General features: G+C 69.5%; 23 protein-coding genes and 6 pseudogenes. 14 read left to right on the forward strand and 15 right to left on the reverse strand.

The features are described 5' to 3' along the window. Positions 1–91: 91 nt before the first annotated feature. The 4 genes from ACZ4V1_RS34615 to ACZ4V1_RS34630 form a co-directional block, all read right to left on the reverse strand. Positions 92–652: a GNAT family N-acetyltransferase gene (locus ACZ4V1_RS34615; RefSeq protein ID WP_468344710.1), complete on the reverse strand. Its 561-nt coding sequence runs from the start codon at positions 650–652 to the stop codon at positions 92–94. Positions 653–694: 42 nt separating this feature from the next. After that, a complete protein-coding gene (locus tag ACZ4V1_RS34620) occupies positions 695–1,261 on the reverse strand; it encodes a GNAT family N-acetyltransferase (RefSeq protein WP_468344799.1) in 567 nt (188 codons plus the stop codon). A gap of 408 nt (positions 1,262–1,669) precedes the next feature. Beyond that, a complete protein-coding gene (locus tag ACZ4V1_RS34625; RefSeq protein ID WP_468344714.1) occupies positions 1,670–2,224 on the reverse strand; it encodes a MaoC family dehydratase in 555 nt (184 codons plus the stop codon). Further along, positions 2,221–3,285, reverse strand: coding sequence for a type III polyketide synthase (locus ACZ4V1_RS34630; protein WP_468344717.1), 1,065 nt, complete (start codon positions 3,283–3,285; stop codon positions 2,221–2,223). Before ACZ4V1_RS34630 ends, ACZ4V1_RS34625 begins: the two co-directional genes overlap by 4 nt. A 622-nt stretch (positions 3,286–3,907) precedes the next feature. Between ACZ4V1_RS34630 and ACZ4V1_RS34635 the strand changes: the two genes are divergently transcribed. Next, positions 3,908–4,069, forward strand: a complete 162-nt coding sequence (locus ACZ4V1_RS34635; protein ID WP_468344721.1) for a hypothetical protein — start codon at positions 3,908–3,910, stop codon at positions 4,067–4,069. A 94-nt stretch (positions 4,070–4,163) separates the two neighbouring features. Here the strand turns inward: ACZ4V1_RS34635 and ACZ4V1_RS34640 are convergent, their stop codons facing one another. Beyond that, positions 4,164–4,418: a hypothetical protein gene (locus ACZ4V1_RS34640; protein ID WP_468344724.1), complete on the reverse strand. Its 255-nt coding sequence runs from the start codon at positions 4,416–4,418 to the stop codon at positions 4,164–4,166. Between the two features lie 18 nt (positions 4,419–4,436). On the opposite strand from ACZ4V1_RS34640, the pseudogene ACZ4V1_RS34645 reads away from it, so the two are divergent. Then, positions 4,437–4,574 (forward strand): annotated as a pseudogene (locus tag ACZ4V1_RS34645) (IS701 family transposase); the annotation flags it as partial. 18 nt (positions 4,575–4,592) lie between these two features. On the opposite strand, the gene ACZ4V1_RS34650 reads toward ACZ4V1_RS34645, so the two are convergent. The 5 genes and pseudogenes from ACZ4V1_RS34650 to ACZ4V1_RS34670 all read right to left on the reverse strand — a co-directional run bounded on the left by ACZ4V1_RS34650 (position 4,593) and on the right by ACZ4V1_RS34670 (position 8,449). Further along, on the reverse strand, positions 4,593–4,997 hold the full coding sequence (locus tag ACZ4V1_RS34650) for a hypothetical protein (protein WP_468344802.1): 405 nt from the start codon (positions 4,995–4,997) through the stop codon (positions 4,593–4,595). Between the two features lie 359 nt (positions 4,998–5,356). After that, positions 5,357–5,575: pseudogene (locus ACZ4V1_RS34655) on the reverse strand (alcohol dehydrogenase catalytic domain-containing protein); the annotation flags it as partial. Continuing rightward, positions 5,558–6,579, reverse strand: a pseudogene (locus tag ACZ4V1_RS34660) (NAD(P)/FAD-dependent oxidoreductase); the annotation flags it as partial. The pseudogenes ACZ4V1_RS34655 and ACZ4V1_RS34660, both read right to left, overlap by 18 nt. Positions 6,580–6,677: 98 nt before the next feature. Next, positions 6,678–6,941 (reverse strand): hypothetical protein, encoded by a 264-nt coding sequence (locus ACZ4V1_RS34665; protein WP_468344727.1) that lies wholly within the window; start codon positions 6,939–6,941, stop codon positions 6,678–6,680. Positions 6,942–7,483: 542 nt separating this feature from the next. After that, on the reverse strand, positions 7,484–8,449 hold the full coding sequence (locus ACZ4V1_RS34670; protein ID WP_468344729.1) for an NAD(P)-dependent alcohol dehydrogenase: 966 nt from the start codon (positions 8,447–8,449) through the stop codon (positions 7,484–7,486). 101 nt (positions 8,450–8,550) lie between these two features. Between ACZ4V1_RS34670 and ACZ4V1_RS34675 the strand changes: the two genes are divergently transcribed. Further along, positions 8,551–9,231: a TetR/AcrR family transcriptional regulator gene (locus tag ACZ4V1_RS34675; protein ID WP_468344804.1), complete on the forward strand. Its 681-nt coding sequence runs from the start codon at positions 8,551–8,553 to the stop codon at positions 9,229–9,231. A gap of 373 nt (positions 9,232–9,604) precedes the next feature. Further along, positions 9,605–9,783, forward strand: a pseudogene (locus ACZ4V1_RS34680) (IS481 family transposase); the annotation flags it as partial. Between the two features lie 150 nt (positions 9,784–9,933). Here the strand turns inward: ACZ4V1_RS34680 and ACZ4V1_RS34685 are convergent. Further along, on the reverse strand, positions 9,934–10,362 hold the full coding sequence (locus tag ACZ4V1_RS34685; protein ID WP_468344732.1) for a hypothetical protein: 429 nt from the start codon (positions 10,360–10,362) through the stop codon (positions 9,934–9,936). A 766-nt stretch (positions 10,363–11,128) separates the two neighbouring features. On the opposite strand from ACZ4V1_RS34685, the pseudogene ACZ4V1_RS34690 reads away from it, so the two are divergent. Continuing rightward, positions 11,129–11,185: pseudogene (locus tag ACZ4V1_RS34690) on the forward strand (peptidoglycan-binding domain-containing protein); the annotation flags it as partial. A gap of 234 nt (positions 11,186–11,419) precedes the next feature. Here the strand turns inward: ACZ4V1_RS34690 and ACZ4V1_RS34695 are convergent. Continuing rightward, the gene (locus ACZ4V1_RS34695) at positions 11,420–12,349 is read right to left on the reverse strand and encodes an AraC family transcriptional regulator (RefSeq protein ID WP_468344734.1); all 930 of its coding nucleotides are present in this window, start codon (positions 12,347–12,349) and stop codon (positions 11,420–11,422) included. Between the two features lie 112 nt (positions 12,350–12,461). Here ACZ4V1_RS34695 and ACZ4V1_RS34700 point away from each other — a divergent pair, with 112 nt between their 5' ends. After that, positions 12,462–13,142: an NAD(P)H oxidoreductase gene (locus ACZ4V1_RS34700; protein WP_468344737.1), complete on the forward strand. Its 681-nt coding sequence runs from the start codon at positions 12,462–12,464 to the stop codon at positions 13,140–13,142. Between the two features lie 278 nt (positions 13,143–13,420). Here the strand turns inward: ACZ4V1_RS34700 and ACZ4V1_RS34705 are convergent, their stop codons facing one another. Together ACZ4V1_RS34705 and ACZ4V1_RS34710 are read right to left on the reverse strand one after the other, a co-directional pair. Continuing rightward, entirely contained in the window at positions 13,421–13,615 is a 195-nt protein-coding gene (locus ACZ4V1_RS34705) for a hypothetical protein (RefSeq protein WP_468344740.1), read from the reverse strand. A 1,332-nt stretch (positions 13,616–14,947) separates the two neighbouring features. Further along, positions 14,948–15,091 carry a hypothetical protein gene (locus ACZ4V1_RS34710; protein WP_468344743.1) on the reverse strand — a complete coding sequence of 48 codons (144 nt, stop codon included), beginning with the start codon at positions 15,089–15,091 and terminating at the stop codon, positions 14,948–14,950. A gap of 281 nt (positions 15,092–15,372) precedes the next feature. On the opposite strand from ACZ4V1_RS34710, the gene ACZ4V1_RS34715 reads away from it, so the two are divergent. Together ACZ4V1_RS34715 and ACZ4V1_RS34720 are read left to right on the forward strand one after the other, a co-directional pair. Next, positions 15,373–15,846: a hypothetical protein gene (locus ACZ4V1_RS34715; RefSeq protein ID WP_468344746.1), complete on the forward strand. Its 474-nt coding sequence runs from the start codon at positions 15,373–15,375 to the stop codon at positions 15,844–15,846. A gap of 440 nt (positions 15,847–16,286) precedes the next feature. Next, positions 16,287–16,700 (forward strand): hypothetical protein, encoded by a 414-nt coding sequence (locus tag ACZ4V1_RS34720; RefSeq protein WP_468344749.1) that lies wholly within the window; start codon positions 16,287–16,289, stop codon positions 16,698–16,700. A gap of 541 nt (positions 16,701–17,241) precedes the next feature. Here ACZ4V1_RS34720 and ACZ4V1_RS34725 read toward each other — a convergent pair. Continuing rightward, positions 17,242–18,456, reverse strand: a complete 1,215-nt coding sequence (locus ACZ4V1_RS34725; RefSeq protein WP_468344752.1) for an amidohydrolase family protein — start codon at positions 18,454–18,456, stop codon at positions 17,242–17,244. Positions 18,457–18,558: 102 nt separating this feature from the next. On the opposite strand from ACZ4V1_RS34725, the gene ACZ4V1_RS34730 reads away from it, so the two are divergent. The 6 genes and pseudogenes from ACZ4V1_RS34730 to ACZ4V1_RS34755 all read left to right on the forward strand — a co-directional run bounded on the left by ACZ4V1_RS34730 (position 18,559) and on the right by ACZ4V1_RS34755 (position 23,347). Next, entirely contained in the window at positions 18,559–19,026 is a 468-nt protein-coding gene (locus tag ACZ4V1_RS34730) for a MarR family winged helix-turn-helix transcriptional regulator (protein WP_468344755.1), read from the forward strand. A gap of 648 nt (positions 19,027–19,674) precedes the next feature. Then, a complete protein-coding gene (locus ACZ4V1_RS34735; protein ID WP_468344758.1) occupies positions 19,675–19,977 on the forward strand; it encodes a hypothetical protein in 303 nt (100 codons plus the stop codon). Between the two features lie 11 nt (positions 19,978–19,988). Beyond that, on the forward strand, positions 19,989–20,474 hold the full coding sequence (locus tag ACZ4V1_RS34740; RefSeq protein WP_468344761.1) for a hypothetical protein: 486 nt from the start codon (positions 19,989–19,991) through the stop codon (positions 20,472–20,474). A gap of 351 nt (positions 20,475–20,825) precedes the next feature. Continuing rightward, positions 20,826–21,277, forward strand: a pseudogene (locus ACZ4V1_RS34745) (leucine zipper domain-containing protein); the annotation flags it as partial. 283 nt (positions 21,278–21,560) lie between these two features. After that, positions 21,561–22,775 carry a carboxylate-amine ligase gene (locus ACZ4V1_RS34750; RefSeq protein ID WP_468344764.1) on the forward strand — a complete coding sequence of 405 codons (1,215 nt, stop codon included), beginning with the start codon at positions 21,561–21,563 and terminating at the stop codon, positions 22,773–22,775. Further along, on the forward strand, positions 22,772–23,347 hold the full coding sequence (locus ACZ4V1_RS34755) for a pyruvoyl-dependent arginine decarboxylase (RefSeq protein WP_468344767.1): 576 nt from the start codon (positions 22,772–22,774) through the stop codon (positions 23,345–23,347). Before ACZ4V1_RS34750 ends, ACZ4V1_RS34755 begins: the two co-directional genes overlap by 4 nt. The last annotated feature ends 52 nt before the right edge of the window (positions 23,348–23,399 follow it).

Consider the following 23,399-nt stretch of genomic DNA (forward strand, 5'->3'; position numbering starts at 1 on the left):
GCCACTCGCTACGACAAGACCCGCGAGTCCTACCAAGCCGCCGTCACCATCGCCTCAATCCTGCTCTGGATCTGACCTTTGAAGACGATCTCTAGCGGCCGGCCGTCGGGTGCCACTCGCGGCGGAGGAGGCCGAAGACCCAGGAGTCGGAGACGTCTCCGTTGACGACGCAGTCCTCGCGGAGGGTGCCTTCGCGGACGAAGCCGAGCTTCTCCAGGACCCGGGCGGACGCCACGTTGCGGGTGTCGGTCTCGGCCTGGACGCGGTTCAGGTCCAGGGTGTCGAACGCCCACCGCAGGACGGCGTGCGCGGTCTCCGTGGCGTAGCCGTGGCCCCACGCGGAGGCGTCGAAGACGTAGCCCAGGGACGCGCTGCGGAAGTCCGGGTTCCAGCTGGTCAGGCCGCACCAGCCGATGAACACGCCGTCGGAGACGCGGTCGACGGCTACTCGTGCTCCCGTGCCTTTCTCCTCGATCGTCCGGCAGGTCGCGATGAAGCGCTGGGCGCGGGCAGGTTCGGTCCACGGCGGGGAGTCCCAGTAGCGCAGCACGTGGGCGCTGCTGTGCAGTGCGTAAAGCGGCGCCGCGTCGGCGTCGGTGAACGGCCGCAGACGAAGGCGGGCGGTGCGCAGCTCAGGGGTGGGCAATGTCATGCAGAGCATCCTGTCGCGTCACGCTCACCCCCGACCATCCATTTATCGGGACGTTCGGGAGCCCGTACGTCCCCGGTGACGCCGGACACGCCGCATCGGCGGTGGGTCCGCAGTACCTTGCCGGCATGGCGAGCAAACGTCGGCCGTACAGCCATCCGGGACGAACCCGCCCTTGGTCAGCACCTTCTGGGACGCGGCGCTGTCGTGGGAGGTGGCCGCCCGCAGCGCGCGCAGGCCGTGCATCGCTGTCGCCGTCCGGCACAGTTCCTGGACGGCCGCGGTCGGCACGCCGCGGCCGGCGACCCGCTCCGCGACCCGGTAGCCGAGTCTGGCGGTGTCGTCCTCCAAGTCGTACAGGTTGAACCTGCCGAGTACCGAGCCGTCCTCGGCGACGAGCACGTAAAAGGCGCAGATGCCGGCCTCCTGCTCGGCCGGCGAGGCGTTGTACCGGTCGGTGAACTGGTCGAAGAAGTCGTCGCCGCGGTCGGAGATCGAGGCAGCGAAGTAGGTGCGGTTCGCCGGCTCGAAGGCCAGGACCGCCGGGGCGAGGCCGACATGCAGCCGCTTCAGCTCGGGTACCGCCCGACTCTGCCCAAATCGTGCGCTCAGGCCACCTGAGTTTCCGCCAGCGGCAGTCAGCCCCAAAGCCAGTGCACATAACGATCTACGGCTGGAGTACTCAGCAGCCAGCCCCGCGCTTGGCGTGGAGTCTCGCGAACAGTTCGCGGAGCTCGGGTTCGGTGTTGGGCAGGCGCTTGCAGAAGTTGGAGGACAGGGCGGCGCCGCAGCGGGCCAGCGATCAGTGAAGGCGCGTTGCTTCCGCGCGCACAGGCTGATCGGTGCGCGGGCAAAGACAAAGTCCAACGGCGTCAGGCAAGTCGCCTTCGGCGGCACCTCGCCCCGGTTGTTCGCGGCCTACCTCAACAAACGCCGCGGCCTGTTCGGCCGTATCGACGGACCGCTCTTCCGATCCGCCTCCAATCGAACACCTGCCACTCGCCATCCCAGTCGGCAAGGTCAGTGCCTGGCTGGAGTACTGCTTCGGGGGACAGATGCCGAACGAAGGTCATCGGCAGTGAAGGGCCATCGATGATCGTGACGATCCGGACGGGACAGGGGGTTCTCGCCACGTGGGACTTCCAGATGACGATCGATGGTGGCGACGAGAGTTCCGTGTTGGTTAATGCCCTGGGTCCGTGCCTGCACCGCTCCTCGTTCCGGGTGGCCGTCGACGGCCTGTGCGGAGAGAATCTCCGTTCGCGCGTAGAGGGTGTCACCATGGAAAAGCGGCTTCAGGTGCTCGAATCGATCCAACCCGCGATGGGCCAGCGCCGCCCCGGCGATATCCGCCTCGGAGAGACCGATGAGCAGTGCTAGAACGAACGTGCCTACCACCAAGGGCTTGCCGTGCCGGGTGGCATTCTCCGCGAAGTGGTGATCTGTGTGAACGGGATGTCGGACCATGGTCAACAGGCAGAACTGGTGATGGTCGTACTCGGTGATCGTCTTGCCAGGCCAGTGCTGGTACACGGCACCGGTTCGGAATTCCTCGAAGTACCTTCCGTAGGTCACTTGTTCAGCCTTCCATCGCCGGATTCCCAGATACCGAAGGCTGCTTCCATAGTCATTCCCGGACCGAACCCGGCGGCAAGAACAGTGTCTCCCTGCCGTGGCGTGTCGGCAAACATTCGGATCAAGGCATCGAACAATGAAGCAGCTGCAATGTTGCCGTACTCGCGCAATGTCCGACGTGAGCCCTCAAGTTTGACAGCGGGGATACCACCGCCATGCTGGAGGGCTCGAATGATCCTCGGTCCCCCGGTATGGAAGGCGTAGCGGTCGAGCCTTGAGAGTTCGTGCCCTTGCTCCCGCACGAGTCCCGCCAGGGGTGGCACCATGCCTGCGATGGCGCCGGGAACGCCTTCCTTCAGACGAAAATGCAGGCCGTTGTCGCTGATGGCAAACGAGATGTGATCCTCCGTGTCGGGTAGAACGTAGGACGCCTGAGCCACCAAGCGGATGCCGGTCGCGCGGTCGTCGGCTCGGACTACAGAGGCGGCGACGGCGTCACCGAACAATCCAGCGGAAAGAATGGCGCCGATCTCTGTGTCCTGCCGCTGGTACAGCAAGGAGCAGAATTCGCAGGCGACGATGAGTACATGACTGGCGTGGCTGCGGGCGAAGTCGCAGGCGCGGTTGATCGCGGCCGCCCCGCCGGCGCACCCCAGATGCGAAAGAGGGATCTGTGTGGTGGAGCGCGCCAGCCCCAGCACTCCCATCATCCACGCTGTGGGGGAGGGAGTCCTAAGCCCCATGGACGAGACGAAGACCACGGCGCCGATGTCCGCACCAGTCAGACCAGCATGTCCAAGTGCCGTTTCCGCGACCTGCGGAATCCGCCGCCTGGCCTCTTCGGTGAAGACTTCTTGCTGCCTTCCCAGTCGACTGTCCGAGACAGTCTCGGCCAGGGGGCGCACGAAGTGCCTTTTGGTGACGCCAGTGTTTTGGACCATCTGAAGAATCTGAGAAATTTGAGGATGTTCAGCATAGAGGTCACGGAACAGCTCCACGGTTTCCCGTTGCGAGATCACATGCTCCGGAAAGGCCACAACAGGCTGACAGAGAATCGGCATTGCTCCCCCATCTCTCCGACACCTCGGTATTACCCATCCGGCACGACACTCAACTGGGGTTTCCCCTAAACGACGCCTTTTGAGTGGTCAGGAAGCTCACGTAAGCGGCTGCGCACGCCCAAGCGCCCCATGAGCACCTTCCTAAGCCACATCGTGTTCTGGCAGCTTGGGTATGGCACAGCGGCGACACCGCTGCGCTTTGTTGCGTGCCGATGGACGCGTTGCCGTCGACTCGGCAGGAGGATTGCTCCTTCGTGTCCAGAACCGCCGTTGGCTGATTGCCCCACCGCCCGCCGAGCAGAATGGTAGAAGGACGATGCCCGCACGCGATGAAATTCTCCGCGCGACGCGCGACTTTGTCTTGGGACGGACCCACGCGCTTCGCCCAAGAGGGCGCGGGAGCCCTGGCGGACCACGCTGCCGACGACGGTGGTGAGCCAGCTGGAGGCGCGCGCGGTCGACGACGCGCTCGACCTGTTCGCGGTTCTGATGGCGAACCGGCTGATCAGCCCCGCGCGACGGGCTCGAAGGCGGAGATCGTAACGGGGACGACGCGAAGGTGGAGATCGTCGCCCCCGAGGGCGGCGGACGTGCCCGCCTGTCGGTGGATTAGCTTGGTGCGGTGGGCGAGCCGGAGTCGCTGACCTCGATGAAGACCACCACGGAGGCATGCTCCCTCAAGGCCAGCGGCCCCGGCCAGGGCCTGCGCCCCTTCCGTGACCCGGACGCCTTCGAGGGCGACGAGGGCGACGAGGGCGACGAGGGCGATGAGGACAAGGACTGACGGTCGGCACCGATCCTCTGGCCGTCGGGGATCTGGCTACTCCAGCCGTGGATCGTGTTCTCGATGGTGAGTGGTGCCTCTCCGCCTACCCGAGTTAACCGAGACGGAGGGGGTCCCTTATCTCGCTGAGCTTCGCGGAGGACAGGACGCCCGCCCGCTCGATCAGGTCGTCCCGGGACACGGTGGTCAGCCACGTGCAGGGGGTAAAGCCCGGGCGCGGAAACGCGAACCGCAGCACGCCTTCGCAGGGCAGTCCTTCCATGGCGCCGACTTGCACTTCGACGTCCAGAGCGCTGAAGTCGACGCCCGGTGGCCGCGAGTCACAGCGTAGACCCTGCCCGGTGGGCAAGAGGCGTTCGAGGGCCTGATGGGCCGGATCGCAGGCCGGTTCACGCGGGTGGTTGACCCCCGCCTGCTGGCGCGGCGGTTGGTACTCGGTCTGCTGTCGGAACTGCCGCGCAGGACCTGCTGGACCATCGCCGAGTGGGCCGGGGAGACCGGGCCGGTGCCGACGTCACTCGAGTCAGGGGGTCAGAACGGTCTCGCCGGCCAGCTCTCCGGCGGCGTCCGGGGCGCGGACCGCGGCCTGGTCGGCACGCAGCCGCTCGGCCAGGTCTCCGCCCTCGACCTGCGCGGCCAGCTCGGCGATCCGGGCAAACCGGTCGGCGGCGCGGGCGTGGACGGTGGCCAGGTCGGCCAGTGGCAGCCGCTGAGCCACCTCGATCGCCAGCTCTCCGGCGTCGACGCGGGCGACCAGGTCGGCGAGCTGGGTGACGTCGCCGCGCGCGAACACGTGCACCGTGCGCACCCCGTGTCCGGCATCCTGCGCGCCGGGAATGGTGACGCTGACGAAGGCTCCGCCGTCGGCGACCAGGCCCACCAGCCGCACGTTCTCCTCGGGGCTTGCGGGAGCCAGCTGGAGCACCACGTCGAAGTGCTACCCGGCCAGCGCCTGCACAACGGGGTCACGGCGTAGTCGACGTTCCGGTCCGCGCCGTAGGAGCGGACACGGTCGCGGCTGCGCGTACCGGCGGTCGCGGTCACGGTGGCACCGTCCTGCGCGGCAAGCTGGACGGCGTACCCGCCCACTGCGCTGCCTGCGCCGTTGATCAGGATGTTCTGCCCGGGCTTGAGGCCGGCGTGTTCGAACAGGGTCTGCCATGCCGTCAGCCCGACGCGGGGCAGGGCCGCGGCGTCGGCCAGCTCGACGGTACGGGGAGCGGTGGCCAGTAGTAACTCGGCGGATACGGCGACGTATTCGGCGGCCGCCCCGGGCGCGTCCGTCGGCAGAAGCGCGACCACCGCGTCCCCCACGCTCCAGTCGGGCACGCCCTCGCCGACCTCGGTGATGACTCCGGCCAGGTCGAGGCCGGGAATGTGCGGGAAGGCCAGTGGGAGCAGATCCTGTCGCAGTCCCGCCCGCAGCCCGGAGTCCGCGTCGTTGTACGAGGTGCCGGCCACCTGCACCACTACGTGGCCCGCATTGGGGATGCCCTTGCAGACCACTTCCTTGATCCTGGCGCCCAGCCCGTCGTCGATGTGCAGCCACACCGCGACGTCGGACCTGTTGGCGAACTGGTAGATGCCCGCGCTTCGGCCCAGGCTGATGCACTGGGCGTACATCGACTGATGGAGGTTCTCCGGCTGCTCACCCGCGAGTCGGCTGAGCACGGTATCGGCGGCCCGTGCGCCCAGCGGCACCGCGTTCAGACAGCTCATCCGCAGCGGCAGGTCCGACGGTGCCGCCGAGTCCCCGGCCGCGAGGATGCGCGGGTCGTCGACGCTCGTCAGCGTCTCGTCCGTGAGCAGGCGCCCCACCGCGTCGGTGCTCAGCCCGCTGCGGACGGCCAGGTCCGGAACGCCGAAGCCGACGGTCCAGACGGTGACTTCGCTCGGCAGCTCACGGCCGTCGGCGAGCCGCATTGCTTCGCGGGTCACCGCCGTCACCATCGCGTCAGAGCCGTCGATGAGCGTCACACCGAGCCCGGCCAGCCGCTTCGCAACCGAGCGCCGACCGCGGGTGTGCAGGTAGGGGCCGAGCACACCTCCGCAAACCAGGGTCACCGCGCGGCCGGTCTCCGCCAGCTCGGCGGCGGTCTCGATGCCGGTGGGGCCGCCGCCGACCACTGTCACGGGGGCCGTCGCGGGCGTGGCGTCGAGGGCCGGGCGCAGCCGCTGTGCCTCCTCCAGGGTGGCGATCGGGCAGGCGAACTCGGCCGCCGCTGGCACGCTCGGTTCGGCGCTGCCGCTGCCCACCGCGTAGATCAGGTAGTCGTAGCCGAGCGTGCCGCCGGCCGCCAGTGTCGCGCTGCGCTCGGCCACGTCGATCCTGGTGACGGTGTCGACCACCACCCCGACCCCCTCGGCCAGGACGTCCTGGTGGGCGACGACCGCGTCGTCGGACCCGCCGACCAGCTGGTGCAGCCGGACCCGGTGGACCAGATCCGGGCGCGGGTTGATCAGCGCCACTGTCACGTCGTCGCGCGCAGCAGCAGCCGGTTCGCGGCCATCACGCCCGCCTATCCGCCACCGATCACGACCACATGCGTGTTCCCAGTCATGACGCCTCCTGTCGATTCCAGGTGTTCGGCCTCAAGGCACCGCGCGATCAGTCGCTGTGACAGGACGTGAGCCAGATCACCCAAGGTCCGTCGGCGATCGGCCGGTTGACGATCGAGGACGTCGAGGTCGGCGCCCACGACGTCTCCACCTCGGCGACGCCCCCGTCGAGTTGCCCGAGCCCGTCGCTCCAATGACCCGCGTGGCCGCCGCGAACCGCAAGGGTCACGCGACCATCGGGGCCTTGGCCCGTCACCATCGCTTTTCGCTCTTCCCCGGCGGCCGGCCGGCCCCGGCGGCCGATCAGCACCACACAGCTGGCCCAGCGACTGAACCAGCTCGGGATCCGGCCCGATCAGGCCCGCAGCATCGCGCTCTTCCAGCTCGCCACCGAGATCAGCTCGCCACCGAGATCCCGGCCACGGTTCTCGCCCGCGCCCTGGGAACCCACACCACCGTCGCCGTCGCCTGGCAACGTCAGGGCGCGATTCCGGGCGAACTCTCGCGATCCAGCTCGCGGACCTCGGCACCAAGGTCTTCCTGTCCGCACGCAGCCTTCCTGCCGCTGAGGGTGTCCGCGATGCGATCCGAGACCGAGGCCATCAGCGGGTCCACGCCTATGCCTGCACTTGACGGATCCCGCCTCAATCCGCGACTTCGGGTCTAGCTTGATCTTTGACGTTCGGAGTCGCATGGTGTCTCGAACTTGATCACTCGGTTCGGTATCCGGCGGACGTGGGAGCGGCCTTGGTCCGAACACGTGCTCTGACCAAGGAACACACATGTCCAATTGAGGCGACCGTACTCGTAGCGGCCGGCATCGAGTGGCTGTGATCAGCACCTCCACAGGGGGGCCTACGCGACCCTGACCACGTACTTGCCCCGGACGCCGCCCTGCTCCAGCGCCCGGTGGGCCGCCGCGGTCTCCTCCAGGGGGAAAACCGTGTCCACCGCGGGGTTCAGCTTCCCCTGGACCACATGGTGGGCGAGGTCGTCGAAGTGCGCCCGCCTAGGGTCGCCGCTGAAGAAGCGCACCCGGCCGTGTCCGTGGACCGTGCTGGCAGCGAGGTAGCCGAGCGACGCGGCGGGCCGTTTGGGGTCGAAGGCGATGGTGACCATGCGCCCGCCGGGGTTCAGCAGGCCGCGGAAGGCCCGCAGTTCGGTCCCCGCGGTGTCCAGGACTACGTCGAAGTGGTCCAGTTCCGTCGGCCGCACGATCCGGTGGTCGACGGCCTTGTGCGCCCCGAGCCCGCGGACGAAGTCGAGGTTGGCCGCACGGGCGAGGGCCGTGACCTCGGCGCCGTACGCCCGTCCGAGCTGGACGGCGGCGTTGCCGACGCCGCCCGCCGCGCCCCGGACGAGGAGTCGTTCGCCGGGGCGCAGCCCGACTTTGTCCCGCAGGGCGGTGACGGCCGTGGTGGCCACCGGCAGCGCGGCGGCGTCCACCAGATCCAGTACGTCAGGGACCCGGCCGATCCGCTCGGCAGGCACGGTCACGTACTCGGCGGCGCTGCCGAACCCGGAGGTGCGGCCCAAGACCCCCCACACGCGGTCGCCGTCCGCAAACCGTGCGACTCCGGCACCCAGAGCGGCGACCTCGCCGGTGAAGTCCAAGCCGACACGCTTGGGGAATCTCCGGCCGGTCACGAGGCGGATGCGGCCGGCACGGGCTGCCAGTTCCCCGCCGTTGACGCTGAACGCGTGCACCTTCACCAGCACCTCGCCGGCGGCCGGCTCAGGGCGTGGCACGCGGCCCACGTACAGCACATCGGGGCCGCCGTAGCGGTCGTAGAGCACTGCCTTCATCATGCGGTCGTTCATCGTTCTGCCTTTGCCGCCGGTGGTCGTACAGGGAACTGACACCGACGGTAGGCTCCTAAGTGGACGCGATCGTCCGTTTGGATCCGAAGCGAGAGGAAGTGATGGTGGAATCCTCTCGGATCGCAGCCCAGGACGGGCTGCGGGCCGACGCTCGGCGCAACCGGGAGCGCCTCCTCGCCGCCGCCCGTGCGGTCTTCGCGGAGCACGGGATCGACGCCCCGATGGCGACCGTGGCGCGTCGGGCCGGAGTCGGTGTGGCGACGCTGTACCGGCATTTCCCGACCCGGGACGCCCTGGTGCGGGGCGCGTTCGCGCAGCAGATGGACACCTGTGTGCGGGCGCTCTCCGATGCTGTGGCCGCCCCTGAACCGTGGCAGGGATTCCAGCAGCTGATCGAGACGGTCTGCGCTCTGCAACAGGAGGAACGCGGGTTCCCGGCCGCGTTCCTCGCGGCCTTCCCGGAAAGCACGTCGGAACATGCGCAGACCCGGCAACGAGCCGAGCGGGACTTCACCACCCTGGTACGCAGGGCTCAGGCGTCGGGCGCTCTGCGGGCCGATTTTCACCCTTCCGACCTCGCCGTAGTCCTGTTGGCACACTGCGGTCTGGTGACCGCACTACCGGGTGACGGTGCCGCGTCCCGGCGTTTGGTGGCCTACCTGCTTCAGTCGTTCCGTGCCGACACGGCCAATGAGCCGCTGCCTCCGCCGACTGCGCTGACACTGCGCAGTCTCCCGATTGCAGCTGACAGTCCGCAGCGGCAGCGGGTCCCCGGAGCATGACCTGACAAGGCACCTGCCGCGGGCGCGTCCAGTCCGGCGACTCCACTCTGCGCCACGGCGAGGCCCTGGGCAGGGACCGCAAGGAGGTCGCGATGCGTTTCCGTTCCGTTCCTCACCTGCCTTCGGGCAGGCCCAGGATGTCCGGCCCGACGTGCTGCGCTTCGGACTGGGACCGGAGAGTCTCAGCATGGACATCACGGCGATTGGTTTGCGAGCCGAGACCCTCACGCAGCTCTCGTTGAGCGCCCGCACGGGCGCTCCCGCTGTGCCCGCTTACGGCCGTCCGCTGATGGACGTTCTCGACGGGGGCCCGGCCCTGTCGATCCGCGGAGACGAGGCCGAGGAGGCGTGGCGCGTCGTCGAGCGGGTGCGCCCGGCCCGGGTCCCGCAGCCGCAGGTCCGCAAGATCGTGCACCTGCGCTGGAAGCAGCGACTGGGAGCGGTCCAGATCGCCGGACGGCTGGGCAGGCGGTCCTGACCCGCTGCCGGATCAACCGCCTCTCCCACATCGACCGCGCCACCGGAGAGCCGGTCCGCCGTCACGAACACCCTCGTGCCGCAACACCCCACAAACCCCGCAACAAGTACCGCGATAGCTCGGCGCACCCCACCAGGCGCGCGCCTGGTGGGGTGCGCCAGTAGTCGATCGTCAGTGGGCGGGGTGGGAGCGGTGGCCGCGTCGGGCGGCACCGGCGCAGGGCATCAGCAGGCGGATCCGGCTTGGGTGGAGCCTTCGATGAGCTGGGTGATCGTTCGGCCGGGGAGGTCGGCCGGGACATCACCGGCGGTCTCCTTCGGCAGGAAGTCGGCCAGGATGCTGGTGCCGGGGAAGTGGTGGCGGATCACGCAGGACATTTTCTCGGGGGAGGGCAGTGGCGCGTCCGCGCCGCCGCACTGGTTGAGTGCGCTGCCCAGGGGGAGGCCGGCGAGGTTGCCGTCGGCGGCGCCGGTGCCGTGGGTGGTGGCTCCGGCCGCGTGGGCGCCGGTGTGGTGGTTGGCGCAGGTGGTGCCGAAGGCGGGGGACAGGAGGCCGCCGACTCCTCCGGCGGTGGCCGGTGTCGTGGTGGCCAGTACGGTTCCGGCGGCTGCCGCTGTGAGCCCCCATGCGGTGGCTGCGGTGCGCGTGCGCATACCTGAGGAGCGAGCACTGATCATGTCCGTACACGCCTGACAAACCACCCGCCAATAGTCGTACGGAACGCCAGCGAAGGCCCCCGGTCGCCCGGCGGAGCCGACAGGGACTCAAGGCCGACCAGGGCAGGGGGGTGGTGGGGCCACTGAGGCCTGTGACCCCTGGGGCTACCGGGCCGCATGGAACTGCCCGGTCCCTCCGCACCACGGTGGACTGCACCGTGGGCCGTGGAGAGCGCGACTGATGGCCACCTTGGTCTCACGCTCCCGGTGGGTGCCCGCACGCCCCGCAGTGCGAGCGGCGACATCACCCCCGCACGGGGTGGCGTCGTCGTGCACCACGTCGACGCGGTCAAAAGGTCGCCCGGGCGGACCCCGCGGACTGCGCCGCCCAGGTACGGGGCATCCAGAACCAGCACATGGACTCCAACGGCTGGGCGGATCTCGCCTGCAGCCACCTCGCCTGCGTGCATGGCTACGCCTTCCAAGGGTGGGGCGAGAACGTACGCACCGCCGCGCAGGGCGCCACCCAGGGCAATGACGACTGGTACGCGGCATGTGGTGCGCGGTGTGCGCGCTCACCGGCGGCATCTCCGGCAACCACGCCACGATCACCCGCAGTTGATCGACGCCGTCCGGTACGGCATCAGCCGGCTGCGGGTGTCGGGCGGCGCGGCCCGCGCCATCACCGGACACCGCGACCACCACGCGACGGAGTTGCCCCGGCGCTTTCTACGCGCGGGTACTCGGCTCCGACGCCGCGTGCCGTGCCTTCCAGGCGGACCGGGGCCTGACGGTGAACGGCATCGTCGGCCCGAACACCTGGGCCGCCGCCTTCTCCTGTTCGACACGCTCTCTCGCCCGGGCCGCTCCCCGCTACCGTACGGCTCGGGCGGGCGGTTCGTGGCGCCCGCGAAGGGGGGGCGACACCGGTGCCGCCCTCAGTCCTGGCCCTGCCGGACCCGATGACCAGCCCTACGACCGGACCCGAAGTCACGGTGCGCCGACGGTGGTGACGATCTACCCGGAGCCCCGCCCACCGCGAGGCGGTCGGGACTCAGGCCGCCGCGGCGCGGAACGTGCTGGGGCTCAGCCCCTTGTGGCGTTTGAACGCGGCGCTGAAGCCGAAAGCGTCGGCATAGCCGACGGACCTTCCGATCTGGGCGATGCTGAGGTCGGTGTCGGTCAGCAGCGTCTCGGCCTCGTCCATGCGGCACTCCGTGAGGTAGGCGAGGGGCGGGCGGCCCATCAGCAGGGTGAAACGCTTGGCGAACAGCGCCCGGGAGACGCCGGCTCGAGCGGCCAGCGACGCCACCGTCCAGGCCTCGGCGGGCCGGTCGTGGAAGGCCTGCAGGGCAGGCGCGAGAACCGGGTCGGCCAGGCCCCGGTACCAGCTGGGCGCGTCGGCACCGGCCTGGTCGAACCAACTGCGCAGCGTGCACACCAGGGCCCAGTCGAGGAGCCGGTCCATCAGTGCCTGCGAACCGGCCGAGAACCGGGCCGCGTCGGCGGCGGCCGTCTCCAGCCAGGCGCAGACCTCGGCGTCCTCCTTGACCACCAACACGGGCGGCAGGGCACGCAGGAGCCGCTCATGGCGGTGGCCCGAGGCGCGGTAGGCGCCCACGATCAGCGCGGTCGCCTCACCCGAGTCGGTGCCCCAGTGGATGCCGCCGAGTTCCTGGGCGGCGCGCTCGCCGTCCGTGGTGAAGCAGGCGATCTCGTACGCGGCGTGGGAGCTGCGGACGGAGGAGGGATGGTCCGTGAGATGGAACGGTGCGTGGCCACGCACGATGGCCGTATCGCCCGAGCCGACCGCTCGCTCGGTGCCGTCGGGCAGCAGCAGGGTGCCCCCGCCGCGCAGCACGCTGATCAGGATGAGCGGTGCGTCGTCGGCGAAGCGAATGGTCCAGGGCGCCGTCAGTACGGCGTGGCTGACGACCGAGCCCTCGGCCCGGATGCCACTCAGTAGCGAACTCAGAGGATCCACAGAGCACATCGTAGACGATCTCCTATGTTTCGCAGCGTTTCTCCTATGGATCATCTACGTGGGCACGGCTGTACTGGATCCATCGCAGACCGAGAGCAACCGGGGAGACACCGTGACGCAGCACACCAGCCCTGCCAGGACCGCCCTCGTGGTCGTCGCACACCACCGCACCGATTCCCTCACCGCGCACACCGCCCGCCGTGCCGCCGCCCGGCTCGAAGCCGCCGGATACCGCATCGACCTGCTCGACCTGCACGCCGAGGGGTTCGACCCGCGGATGAACACGTCGGACCAGCCGGACTGGGGCAACCGGGAGAAGACGTACTCGAACGAAGCGCAGGACCATATGCGGCGCATCCTGGACGCCGATGTCCTCGTCGCCGTCTTCCCGGTGTACTGGCAGAGCGTGCCCGCGATTCTCAAGGGCTGGATCGACCGCGTATGGAACTACGGGTTCGCCTACGGCCGCAGCAAGCCCCGCCTCGCAGGCAAGCGGATGCTGTGGCTGGGCCTGGCCGGTGCCACTGGCGACGATCCCATCGTGGAGGGGATGCGAACCCTCCTCGAAACAAGTCTGAACGAAGGCATCGCCTACTACTGCGGCTTGTCCCATTCCACCGTCGGCCTGCTCACCGACGCGGAGGAGCGCCCGCAGCGCATCGACGCCGACGGCAACCTCCTGGTCGGCGACGCGGTCGCGGGCGCTGAGCGGGAGGCGCAGTTCGCCGATCTCGACCGTCGGGCGGGGGAGTTCGTGGCCGGACTCGTCGCCGAGGAACTTGTGGCCGTCTGACCGCCAGGGAGACCCACGGGGGGCATGGACGCCCCCCGTGGGCGTCGAACGCCAGGGGTCGAGTCGAGTGCGTGAGGCCAGAGGCTGTCGCGTAACTGGTGTCTGTTGCGGCGTTGTCCGGTCACGGGTGGGGTGGTCTCAGCAGATGAGCCGAAGTGGATCGAGCCGTTCGCCGGGTTGAGCCCGAAGCAGTTCAACTGAACCTCGAGAGCCTGGGGGACGCGGTCCGGCGGGCGCTTGTCAGCCCGTCGGCCGTCCGGGGGCGGTCTGTGCGGCCGTCAGTGACCGTCAACTGCGCGGAGCCCCTGGATCATGCGGGAGGCGATCGGCGTGGGCAACGCCGGGTTCTCCGCCGCGGCCCGTGCGGTGTCCGGGTCGCGCAGCAGTCGCGTGAGTGTTGGGGCGGGCAGCCGCGGATGTCTGACGGCCGCCGCCCGCACCCAGTCGGCCCGGTCGTCGAGCAGGTGCTCCACGACCGTCGGCGACAGCCGCGGGTCGGTTGCCGCCGCAGCCGCACCTCCGGGTCCGCGTCCCGGGCCGCCCGGTCGACCGTCTCGGCCGTGGAGCGCGGGTCTTCGGTGGCGAGCAGCCGCATCCGGGGTCCGGGTCGTCGGCGAACCGGAGCAGGCCGGCGCGGGGGAAGCGGGGGTGGTTGAGGGGGCGGCCGGGGTAGGTGAGGCTGCCGGGCCACTACCGTCACACCCGCAGCAGCATCCATGGCCGCCGGGTTGTCGTGCAGCGCCACCACCGAGTCGAGTGCGTGGGCCCGGCTGGCAGGGGCGAAGTCGAAATCGACGCCAACCCGTTCTTCCTCGGTGAGGGTCGACCCGATCGGGCGATCACGGAGCGGACCGCGGAGTCGGTGTGCCGGGCGAGCCGTTCCACGAGTTTCCGCGGCAGCCAGGGGTTTGACGGCGAGGGCCCGGAGTACGGGCGGGTCACCGTCGGCCGCCAGATGCTCGGCGAGCGCCGGTTCGAGTCGGCAGGCCGCTGCCGCATCGGCTCCGAATCGTTCACGCTCGAAGACCGGCAGGGGCATCGGGTGATCGTGGTGCGGGCCGCCACGTCCAAGTGTGGCCACGCCCGGGTGCAGGCCGCACCGCGTACGGCGGGTTCGGGGGCTGCGGCCAGGGCGGTGAGCGAGGTGACAGACAGGGCGGTGAGTCCGAGCGACCTCCGCCCGGATGCATGCGGAAGCGTCGGCGGCGAGAGCGTCGCACACCACGGCGGGCAGTGCTCCGTGCCGCATGCTGGAGACTCCCAGGGTGAGCCTGCGGCGGCGCCGCCCGTCCCGCTCCCGAACGATCAGCCGGACCCACTGGCCGGGGGTCAGCGCAGCCGGGGGCTCGGCCAGTACCTCGCGCGCCGCGGCTTCGGAGTGGACCAGGGCCGCCTCGACGACCGCGGGTGAGAGGAGGCGGCCGAGGGCGAGGCTCGACAGGCTGAGGAGACCGGCGAGTTGGTCGGCTGTCGCGGCCGGACGGGAGGCGAGCCCGTTCGCCCACGCCGTGCGCAGCGACGGCGACGGCTCCAACCCGTCGAGCAGGGACTGCCAGGGGTCAGCCGCCTTCCCCCGCGCGGCACGGCTCCCGACATACGCCTGACCCTCTCCGGCCGTCGAATGCGCCGCCGCCTGCCGTCGTTCGCCGATGCGGTCCAGCACGGTCAGCCGGACCTCGTGCGTGTCGGCGGCGACCCGGATCAGGGTGTTCCCGTCGGTGGACGATGTCGCGAAGTCCCGGTCGTGCCGGACGCGTCCCGAGCACCCCGGCCAAGTCCCAGTGCTCGGTCAGCCGCACCCGAATCTAACGGCCGGACACTACCTCGGCCTCTCCGGGCTGGACGTCGACGAGGAAGGTGCCTCGTTTGTCGAAGAGCTGCTCGGATTGGGCGAAGCCGTGCCACTGCCGGTTGACCTCGACACTCAGACCGGGCAGGTCCGCGGGCATCACCGCGGTGCGCCGGCCTGCCGTCCCAAGCGCCGGCGGCCCGGTGGGCGCAGAACGGTGGAGGGTCTGTGGCCGGCGGCTCGGCGTGCCCGACTTCCGGCCCGGCAGCACGCCGCAGCAGCGCGGTGCGCTCGTCTCTTCCCTCGGTCATGGCGCAGGAGTCTGCCCGACCAACTCGACAGTACGTAGTCCTGACATAGCCCCGAGGAGCACCCCCGGTTTTGAGCGTGTTCAGATAGGAATTCGGCAGCAGACTTGCCGCCCGACTACGGGGACGGAGCGTGTGGGCATGGGGGCAGAACCGTGAGGACGAGGAGCGTGGTCAGCAGCGGGTTTGTCACGTGCTCCTCGCGGCCGCGGCAGTGCTCGCTTCGGGGTGTGCAGGGGCGGGCACGGTCAACGTCGACCCGGACCGCCTGCCGGGGGTGTACCGCGACGACGAGACCGGCGCGGAGATCCGCCTGCACCCCGGCGGACGGTTCTCCGCCGTGGGTATCGCCAAGAGCGACGCCTATCGGCGCGGAAGTGCCACCCGCGTCGACTTCAACGGCACCTGGGACCCCGCCCCCTCGAATTTCGTGTACCTGCAGCCCGCCAAGAGCGAAGGCCGCCGGATCCTGGGCGACATCCAGCTCTGGACCGCAAGCCCTGAGAAGGTGTTCCTGCACCCGGACGTGGACGGACCGGTGACTCTGGAGCTCGTCAGGGTTCCGGGTAAGGGACAACCCCCGACGCCTCCTTCGGCGGGAGGCTGACAACCCGACCTGATCGTCGGTTCCCTGGTGACCGCCCGCATGAAGCCCGCCGACGTCTTCATCGACAAACGACAGCCCTGTGGCGTCCCACCGATGCCAAGGAGCCTGAGCTGGTGCGTGATCTGGGCTGGCACGTCTGGCCGCCCCGGCTGCCCGAGAGGCGGCTCCTCGGAGAGTTCGCGGCCGGGGGTTGCAACGGACGGCACGGTGGTGGAGAAGGGCTTCCTGGCTCGGTGAAGGTGCTCGGGGAGGGCGTCGACACCAAGAACTGCATGTCTCCAGCGACGCGATCTTCTCCGGCACGGGCCACGGCTGGAACGACGAGTCCCGCCTTCCCGGCCCGCTCACCCCATACGGGGCCCCGAAGGGCGGCCGCCGAGACCGCCGCACGCCTCCTGTGCCCCCACCCGACCGTCGCCCGTACCTCCAGGGGGAATGACATGGGGAAGATCACGTCCGTCGCGTCGGCACTTGCGGTGACAGTGGCGACACTCACCGGCATGGCTGCATCCGCACCTCCCGTTGCTGCCGCAGTCACGTGTCTGTCGGAGACGAACAGGGACTGGACGAAGACTCCCGGCGACGTATTTTTGTATCCGGGTGGTAGCACAGACCTCTACCTGAAGACCGGCAAGTACTGCAACGACATCAACGCGAAGATGACGAGCAGCGGGCGGTACGTAAAGGTCTGCTGGTACGCGAAATCCGACTACGACTACATGTACTGCCAACCCGACTACACATGGGCGTCCAAAGGGTCATGGAAGGTGATTGCCTCGGACGTTTCTGACGGGCAGCCGTACCGGCTCCAATTTAAGACCCACTCGTCGGCGAGTTTCTGGGTTGCGGACTAAGTATCCAGCCAGGCCAGGCACCCCGTGTTCGGATGCCGAGTGGGTCGCGTAGCGCCTCCGCAACGACCACCACGCGCGACCCGCCTCCAAGAATCGGTGCTCGAGCTGTAGCGGCCACCAGGACTTCGTACGCCCCACCAACGGCTGGGTGTGTTCTCACTCAAGATCGCCTGCGGCCCCCTTTGGACTTCTCTCGGCGCCCCTCGAGGAGGACCGAATAGCGTTCGGTCGGAACACTGCCTCTTCGCCAGTGAAATGGGCTCAATTGCACTGCCTCCAGGACCTAGAGGTCGCAGGGGCAGGGTTCGCAGGGGCCGGCGGGTTGTCGGCGTGGCGATCCGGGGGAGACGTTGCGGCTGCTCGGGACAGCCCTTAGGTGTTCTGTTTGGCTGACTGTTCTTCGAGCTTGTCCAGTTCCGCGCGCCGCGCGGTGATTCGGTCCGGCAGTTCGGGATCCGGCATGCGAAGCTGGGAAAGCCGCGATACCACAGCGGGCAAGGACCGGGCAATCGAGTCCGTGCCTGAAGGGGCAGCGATGCAGTCATGCCGCCAGGCGGGCCCCGCGACGCCAGATGGCGCGGGCGTTGAGGGTGTCACCGATGTTGTTCACCGGGTCGCCATCGACCAGCAGCAGGTCGGCGCGGAGTCCCTCGGCGATGCGGCCCCGGTCGCCGAGTCGGAAGCGGCGGGCGGTGGTCGCCGTGGCCGCGCGCAGGGCCCGTGCCGGCGTGAGGCCGGCTGCCACGAGGTACTGCAGTTCATGGTGCAGGCTCGCTCCGTGTGCCAGGCCCCCGAAGAACGTTTCGGGCATGGAGACGTCGGTGCCGGCCAGCACGTCGACGCCGGCGGCGTCCAGCGCGCGCACGGTGTCGTACACGTCGTCGAGCTTGCCCTTCGGGTAACGGCCGTAGCTGGAGCGCAGGGTCCGGTCCCACGCGCTGTCGAGGCGTGCGGCGACCCGGGGATCGTCGGCGAGTTCGCTGCCGGTGATCCCCATCATCGAGGAGTTGAGAGTGATGCAGGGAATGACGAACATGCCCGCGTCCTTGATGAGGCGGATGATCTCGGCGGTGTGCGGCTGGTCCATGAACACGTGGGTGACGCCGTCGACACCGGCTTCGGCTGCCATCCTGGTGGCGTCGACGGTGAGTGCGTGGGCCACGGTGAGGGCGCCGTACTTCTTGGCCTCGGCCACACCGGCGTTCACGGTGGCCTGGTCGAGCGCGGGCAGCCCGGGGTGCCCCTCCACGCTGCCGTCGTCGATCATGAACTTGATGAAGTCAGAGCCCCGGGCGAGAAGCTGCGGCACGAAGGCGGCCGCTTCCGCGGGCGTGGTGGAGAACGGCATCAGGGGCATCACCGGGGGAAGATCCCACTTCGGCCGGAACCCTTCCGGCATCAGCTCGCTCGGGTGGCCACCGGGCGGGGTGATGGCGAAGCCGGAGGAGCGCACGTCGGCCTGCGTGTCGTCGTCGGTGATGAGCCCCCGGTTCTCACGGGTGTTCATCCCCTGCATCTCCAGTTCGGTCGTCACCCCGAACCGCAGGGCGAGCGCCAGGGAACCGGGAGCGGAGTGGACGTGGGCGTCGATGAGCCCCGGCAGCAGGGTGGCGCCGCTGCCGTCGACGATCTCGCTGCCCTGAGGAGCCTCGCCACCGACACGGGCGATCCTCCCGCCGTCGACGACCACGGTCCGCACGCCGACCGCTTTCTCCCCATCGAAGATCTGCGCGTTGGTGATCGCGGTGAGTGTCATGGAAGTCCGCCTCGGTTTCTCGCTCGCCCAGATTTACATATCGGATGCTATGCACTTGTCCGGTGGTATGCAAACGTGCGGAACGGGCCTAGACTCGGTCCCATGAGCAGCGCGTCCTTCTCCGAGCAGCCCTCCGACGACCTGGTGCTGGACCAGATCGGCCCGGCGCTGTCACGTCTGCGACGGCGCGCACCGGCATCGGGCAAGGATCTCTCCCGTAACCTCGTACTCAATGTGATCGCCGACGCGCCGGGCGAGACGACCGTCGGTGGCCTCGCCGCCGAGATGGGCGTCGCCCAGCCGGTGGCCAGCCGGACCGTCGCCGCCTGCATAGCGGACGGGCTGCTGCGCCGGACGGCGTCCCAGGCCGACGGGCGCCGTACCGTGCTCGAACTCACCGAGCACGGCGAGGCCGAACGCAACCGCTTCGCCGCTGAACAGCGCAGAGCGTTCGAGGAGATCACCGCCGCCTGGCGGCCGGATGAGCGGATCCAGTTCGCACGCCTGTTGGCTCGCTATGGAACCGACGCCACCGCTTGGTCCAAGCGTCGTGGACGTTCGCCGCGTTGAACTCACTGACAGACACCCTCACGAACGGCCGGACGACTCGACCGTTCACGCGGACCAGGACATCACAACGAGATCGTGCTGCGAACTGTCACGGCTTGTGGCGCCACTGTGAAAAGCTCAGGCCGGGTCCAAGCTCGACCGAGGTGACGTCCTCGACCCGCTGGTCGAACTCGCTATCGGCCCTTCGGTCACGCCCTTACTGGAAGGGAATCCGATCGACGACCTCGCCCTCATCGTTGAGCAAAGTCCAGGGTGCCCGCGATGGAGTTTAGTGCTGCCCGCACAGGAGCAGTTCTTGCGTGACGGTATCGAGGGTGTGGCCGCGTTCCTTCACCGACGGCCACCGACACCACCGTCGTCGAGACCGCTCCGCCGCCGGGGGCGGAGGAGACCGACCTCATCGAGGGAGCTCCCACCGGCGAGGCCGCTGCGTCGACAACCTCGCCCGACCCTGATCCCACCGCGGGAGACGACGAGATCGGCCTGCCGACGTCCAAGCCGAGCGACACCCTGGACGCAAGGCCGTGCGAGCCGGGCTACCGGTACACGCCCACGAGCAAGACCAAGGACTACCACAAGGGCGTCGGCGCCGAGCAGGCCAACTACAACCGCGCCTCACGCACCGCAAGGTCCACTTTCACCTCCGAGGTGACCGGCAAGGTCGGCATCGCCTACAGCGGCGAACTGAAGGTAGGGGCCTCGGTCGTGGTTGCCGAGATCGAGGGCAGATTCGGCGTCGACGTGTCCGTGGAACTCACGGCCAAACTGGGGAACACCATTGCCGTCGACACCCCGTCCAAGTGGACCGCCCACGCCCGATACGGCGTCTACCGGCTCAAGTCCTACGGCTACAGCCAGTACCGGTATGCCAACTGCACGAAGGGCGTGAAGAAGAACGTGACCATCTACACGCCCCGCCGGGTCGGCTGGGTGCTGCGGGAGATCAAGTGACAGTCGGCCGCATGACAGCGGTGCCTGCCCTTCTGCTGCTGGCGCTGGTGACGGCAGGCTGCACCTCCGGCACCAAGGCGGATGACGCTGCCACGACCACGGCACCCGGGTCCTCCAGCCCTTCGACGAGTCAGCACAGGACGGTGCTCATGCCTCCGGCGCTCGATCCAGAGACCGGCGAAGTCGTCGCCGGCCAGCAGGGTGAAACCCGCGGCAACGCGAGCCTTTCCTACGACGCGGGCTCCCGGGGCAAGGCGCTCATCGTCGCGGTCAGTTGCCGGGGCACTGGCACCATAAAGGTCTCGGTGCCGGTACTGGGAACCGACTTCCCGCTCGAGTGCAGCGCGGCAGAGCCCGCCGTCACCTACAACCAGCTCGCCATGAGCTCCACCCGCAAGGCCGGCACGGTGGCAGTCACGGCCCCCTTGAGCGTCACCTGGGCGCTTACCGTCGGGCGCGGCAACGCTACTGAAGAGGAACCCGCCGCTACGGGATGACATGACCAACAGCCGGGCACGCTGACGGCCGGTCCGCCCGAGCGGGCCGGCCGTCAGCGTGCACACCATGAGCGGCGGTAGGGCAGGCCCGGGTCTGCCGAACCGCAGACCCGGACTGTCGGCTGTATCTGCTGCCGGAACATGCGAGCGACAGGGAAGGCACCAAGCGGCCGTCCAGCCACACGAAGGCCCTGCCGCGCACCAAGTCGACCGAGACCGTCCCCCAGCCGTAACACTACGCAGGCGCTAGATGTATTGGCCACGAGCCTTGTTGACGCTGGCGGGACTTGATCATGGCGAAGACCTCCGGTGTGGTGGAGCTGTCTAGGACTGCACCGCACGGAGGTCTTCGTGTCCCACCGTAATGCCCGGCTGACCGTTCACGGCAGGCGGCTGCTCATCGAGCGTGTCCGCACAGGCCGTCCGGTCGCGCATGTCGCAGCCGAGATGGGCATCTCACGCGTCACAGCCCACAAGTGGGTCCGCCGCTGGCGGACCGAAGGCGAACAAGGACTGCACGACCGCTCCAGCCGGCCCCGCACCACACCCCACTACACCCCACCGCACCCCACCGCACCCCACCGCACCCCACCGCACCCCACCGCACCTCGGCAACGACCGAGGCCAGGGCGTGCCGACTGCGCCACGACCGCAAGCCCGGCCCCGCCCGCATCGGCCCGATCGTGGGCCTGCCCGCCTCGACCACCCACCGGATCCTGGTCCGCCACCGGCTCAATCGTCTGGCCTTCCTGGACCGGCTCACCGGACAGGTCATCCGCCGCTACGAACGCGACCGGCCCGGCGCGAGTTGCCCGGGAGGCCGCCCGGTTGCAGGTCTCCCGGTCCACCCTCGACGCGCCGGATCGCCGAAGGGCCACCGAGGGCTGCGCCGTGCCCGCGATGGCGGAGGGCGTGGCGGCGTAGTTCACCCACAGGCGTACCCGTCGTCACAGAAGGCATCGCTTCTCCCGACTTGCCGGGGGATGACGGTGAGGGCCCCGACCGGGGGTAGTCCCCTCCTAGAGGCGTACCGCAGCAAGTGGTTCCCGTCGGCGGGTGAACGGAGGAACTGTGGGCTCGGAGGACTTGGCGGACTTACCCGAGCAGGCGACGCTGGGTGTCGAGGAGGAGTTCCTCCTGTTCGACCCGGACACCTTGCGGCCGGTGGGGCGCAGCGTCGCCGTGGTCGAGGAGGGCCGGCAGCGGCTCGGAGACGGACACCTGGTGCAGGAGGTGTCCCAGGCCATGGTGGAGACCGTCAGCGGCGTGTGTGACGGAGGCTCCGCTCTCCACCAGGAGCTGGTGCGGTTGCGCCGGGAGGCGGCGCGGGCCGCGGGCACGCGCGGCTGCATGCTGCTGGCGTCGGGTACCTCTCCGGGCGGCCCGGCGGGCCCGGCGCTCGGCGCCGAGCCGTACGGTGTGCCGGAGCTGCGTGACCACCCGAGGTACACGCGCATCCGGCAGCATTTCGGCCCGCTGCTGGAGGACCAGGCGGTGTGCGCCTGCCACGTGCATGTGGGGGTGCCGGACCTGGCGACGGCCGTGGCGGTGGTGAATCACCTCCGGCCCTGGCTTCCGCTGCTGCTGGCCCTGACCGCCAACTCGCCTTTCTGGCGTGGCGAGGACACCGGGTACGCGAGCTGGCGGGCGGTGGTGTGGAGCAGGTGGCCGACCGCGACACCGCCTCCCGTGCTGCGGTCGGCCGGGCACTACGAGGAGGTCATCCGCTCACTCGTGGCCAGCGGCGGTGCTCTGGACCCCGCGATGGTCTACTGGTACGCCAGGCCGTCGCGGCACGTGCCGACGGTCGAGGTCCGTATCGCCGACGTGCTGCCCAGTGCCGGGGAGACGGTGGCGTACGCGCTACTGGTGCGCGCGCTGGTGGCCCACGCCCGCGGCGAGATCGTGCGGGGTGTCCCGCCGAGCCTGGTGCAGCAGGAGGTACTGGCCGCGGCGTGCTGGCAGGCGGCCCGGAACGGGATCACGGGGGACCTGCTGGATCTGTGCGGCGGGGTCCCCGGGGCCGTGACCCCGGCCGTGCGGCAGATCGACACCCTGCGTGCGGTGACCGGCCCCCGTCTCCTCCTGCAGGGCGAGCGGACCATCGTCGACCAGTGGCTCGACCGGCTGGTCCGGGAGGGCGGAGCCGCGGAGCGCCAGCGGGCCGCCCACGGCAGGACCGGCTCCCTGCGCGGTCTCGTCGAGCACATGGCACTCACCGACGGTGAAGCTACCCCGGCCGCCATCCCGCCGGCTCTTCGTACCCCACCCCGATCCCACGATCCCGAGGAGGCACGGTGAACGCTTCCACCGTCCATCCGCTCGTCCCCCGCCGCATGTTCTTCACCACCGGTACCGGTGTGCACGCCCGCGAGCTCCAGGCGCACGACCTGATGTACATGGACGCCGGGCTCGGGCGCGTCAACCGGGTCAGCGTCTCCAGCCGCGTCCCGCCCGGCTGCACGCTGGTGTCCGGCGAAGAAGACGGCGCGCAACTCCAGGACGGGCAGATCCTGTTCGCCATCCAGGCGCTGGCCGAGACGAACACCCCCGGCACCCGCATCGCGACGGCGGTGGGCATCGCGGTGCCCGAGAACGGAGGACTGGGATGCGTGGCGGAAGTGCACGAGCAGGACGCGGCGGGCAAGACCGCGGACGAGGCGGCCGCCAAGGCGGTCCAGATGGCGCTCACCGCGATGGGACTGGAGCTGGGCCAGCCGGACTTCGACAGGGCGGCACTGCACCGCCCGGGGCGGGACTCCTACACGGTCGCCGGGATGGCCGTACGCACTTACGCGGCGAGCGTGGACGCCCGTGGCCCGGACAACGGTGACTGGGTGAAGATCGTTTCCTCCCTGGTCTTCCTGTGGTGACCCCCGCCGCCCCTTCCCGACCCCTCCACCCGACGGCCGAGGAGATGCGTAC

The sequence above is a fragment of the Streptomyces sp. NPDC028991 genome, assembly GCF_055564775.1.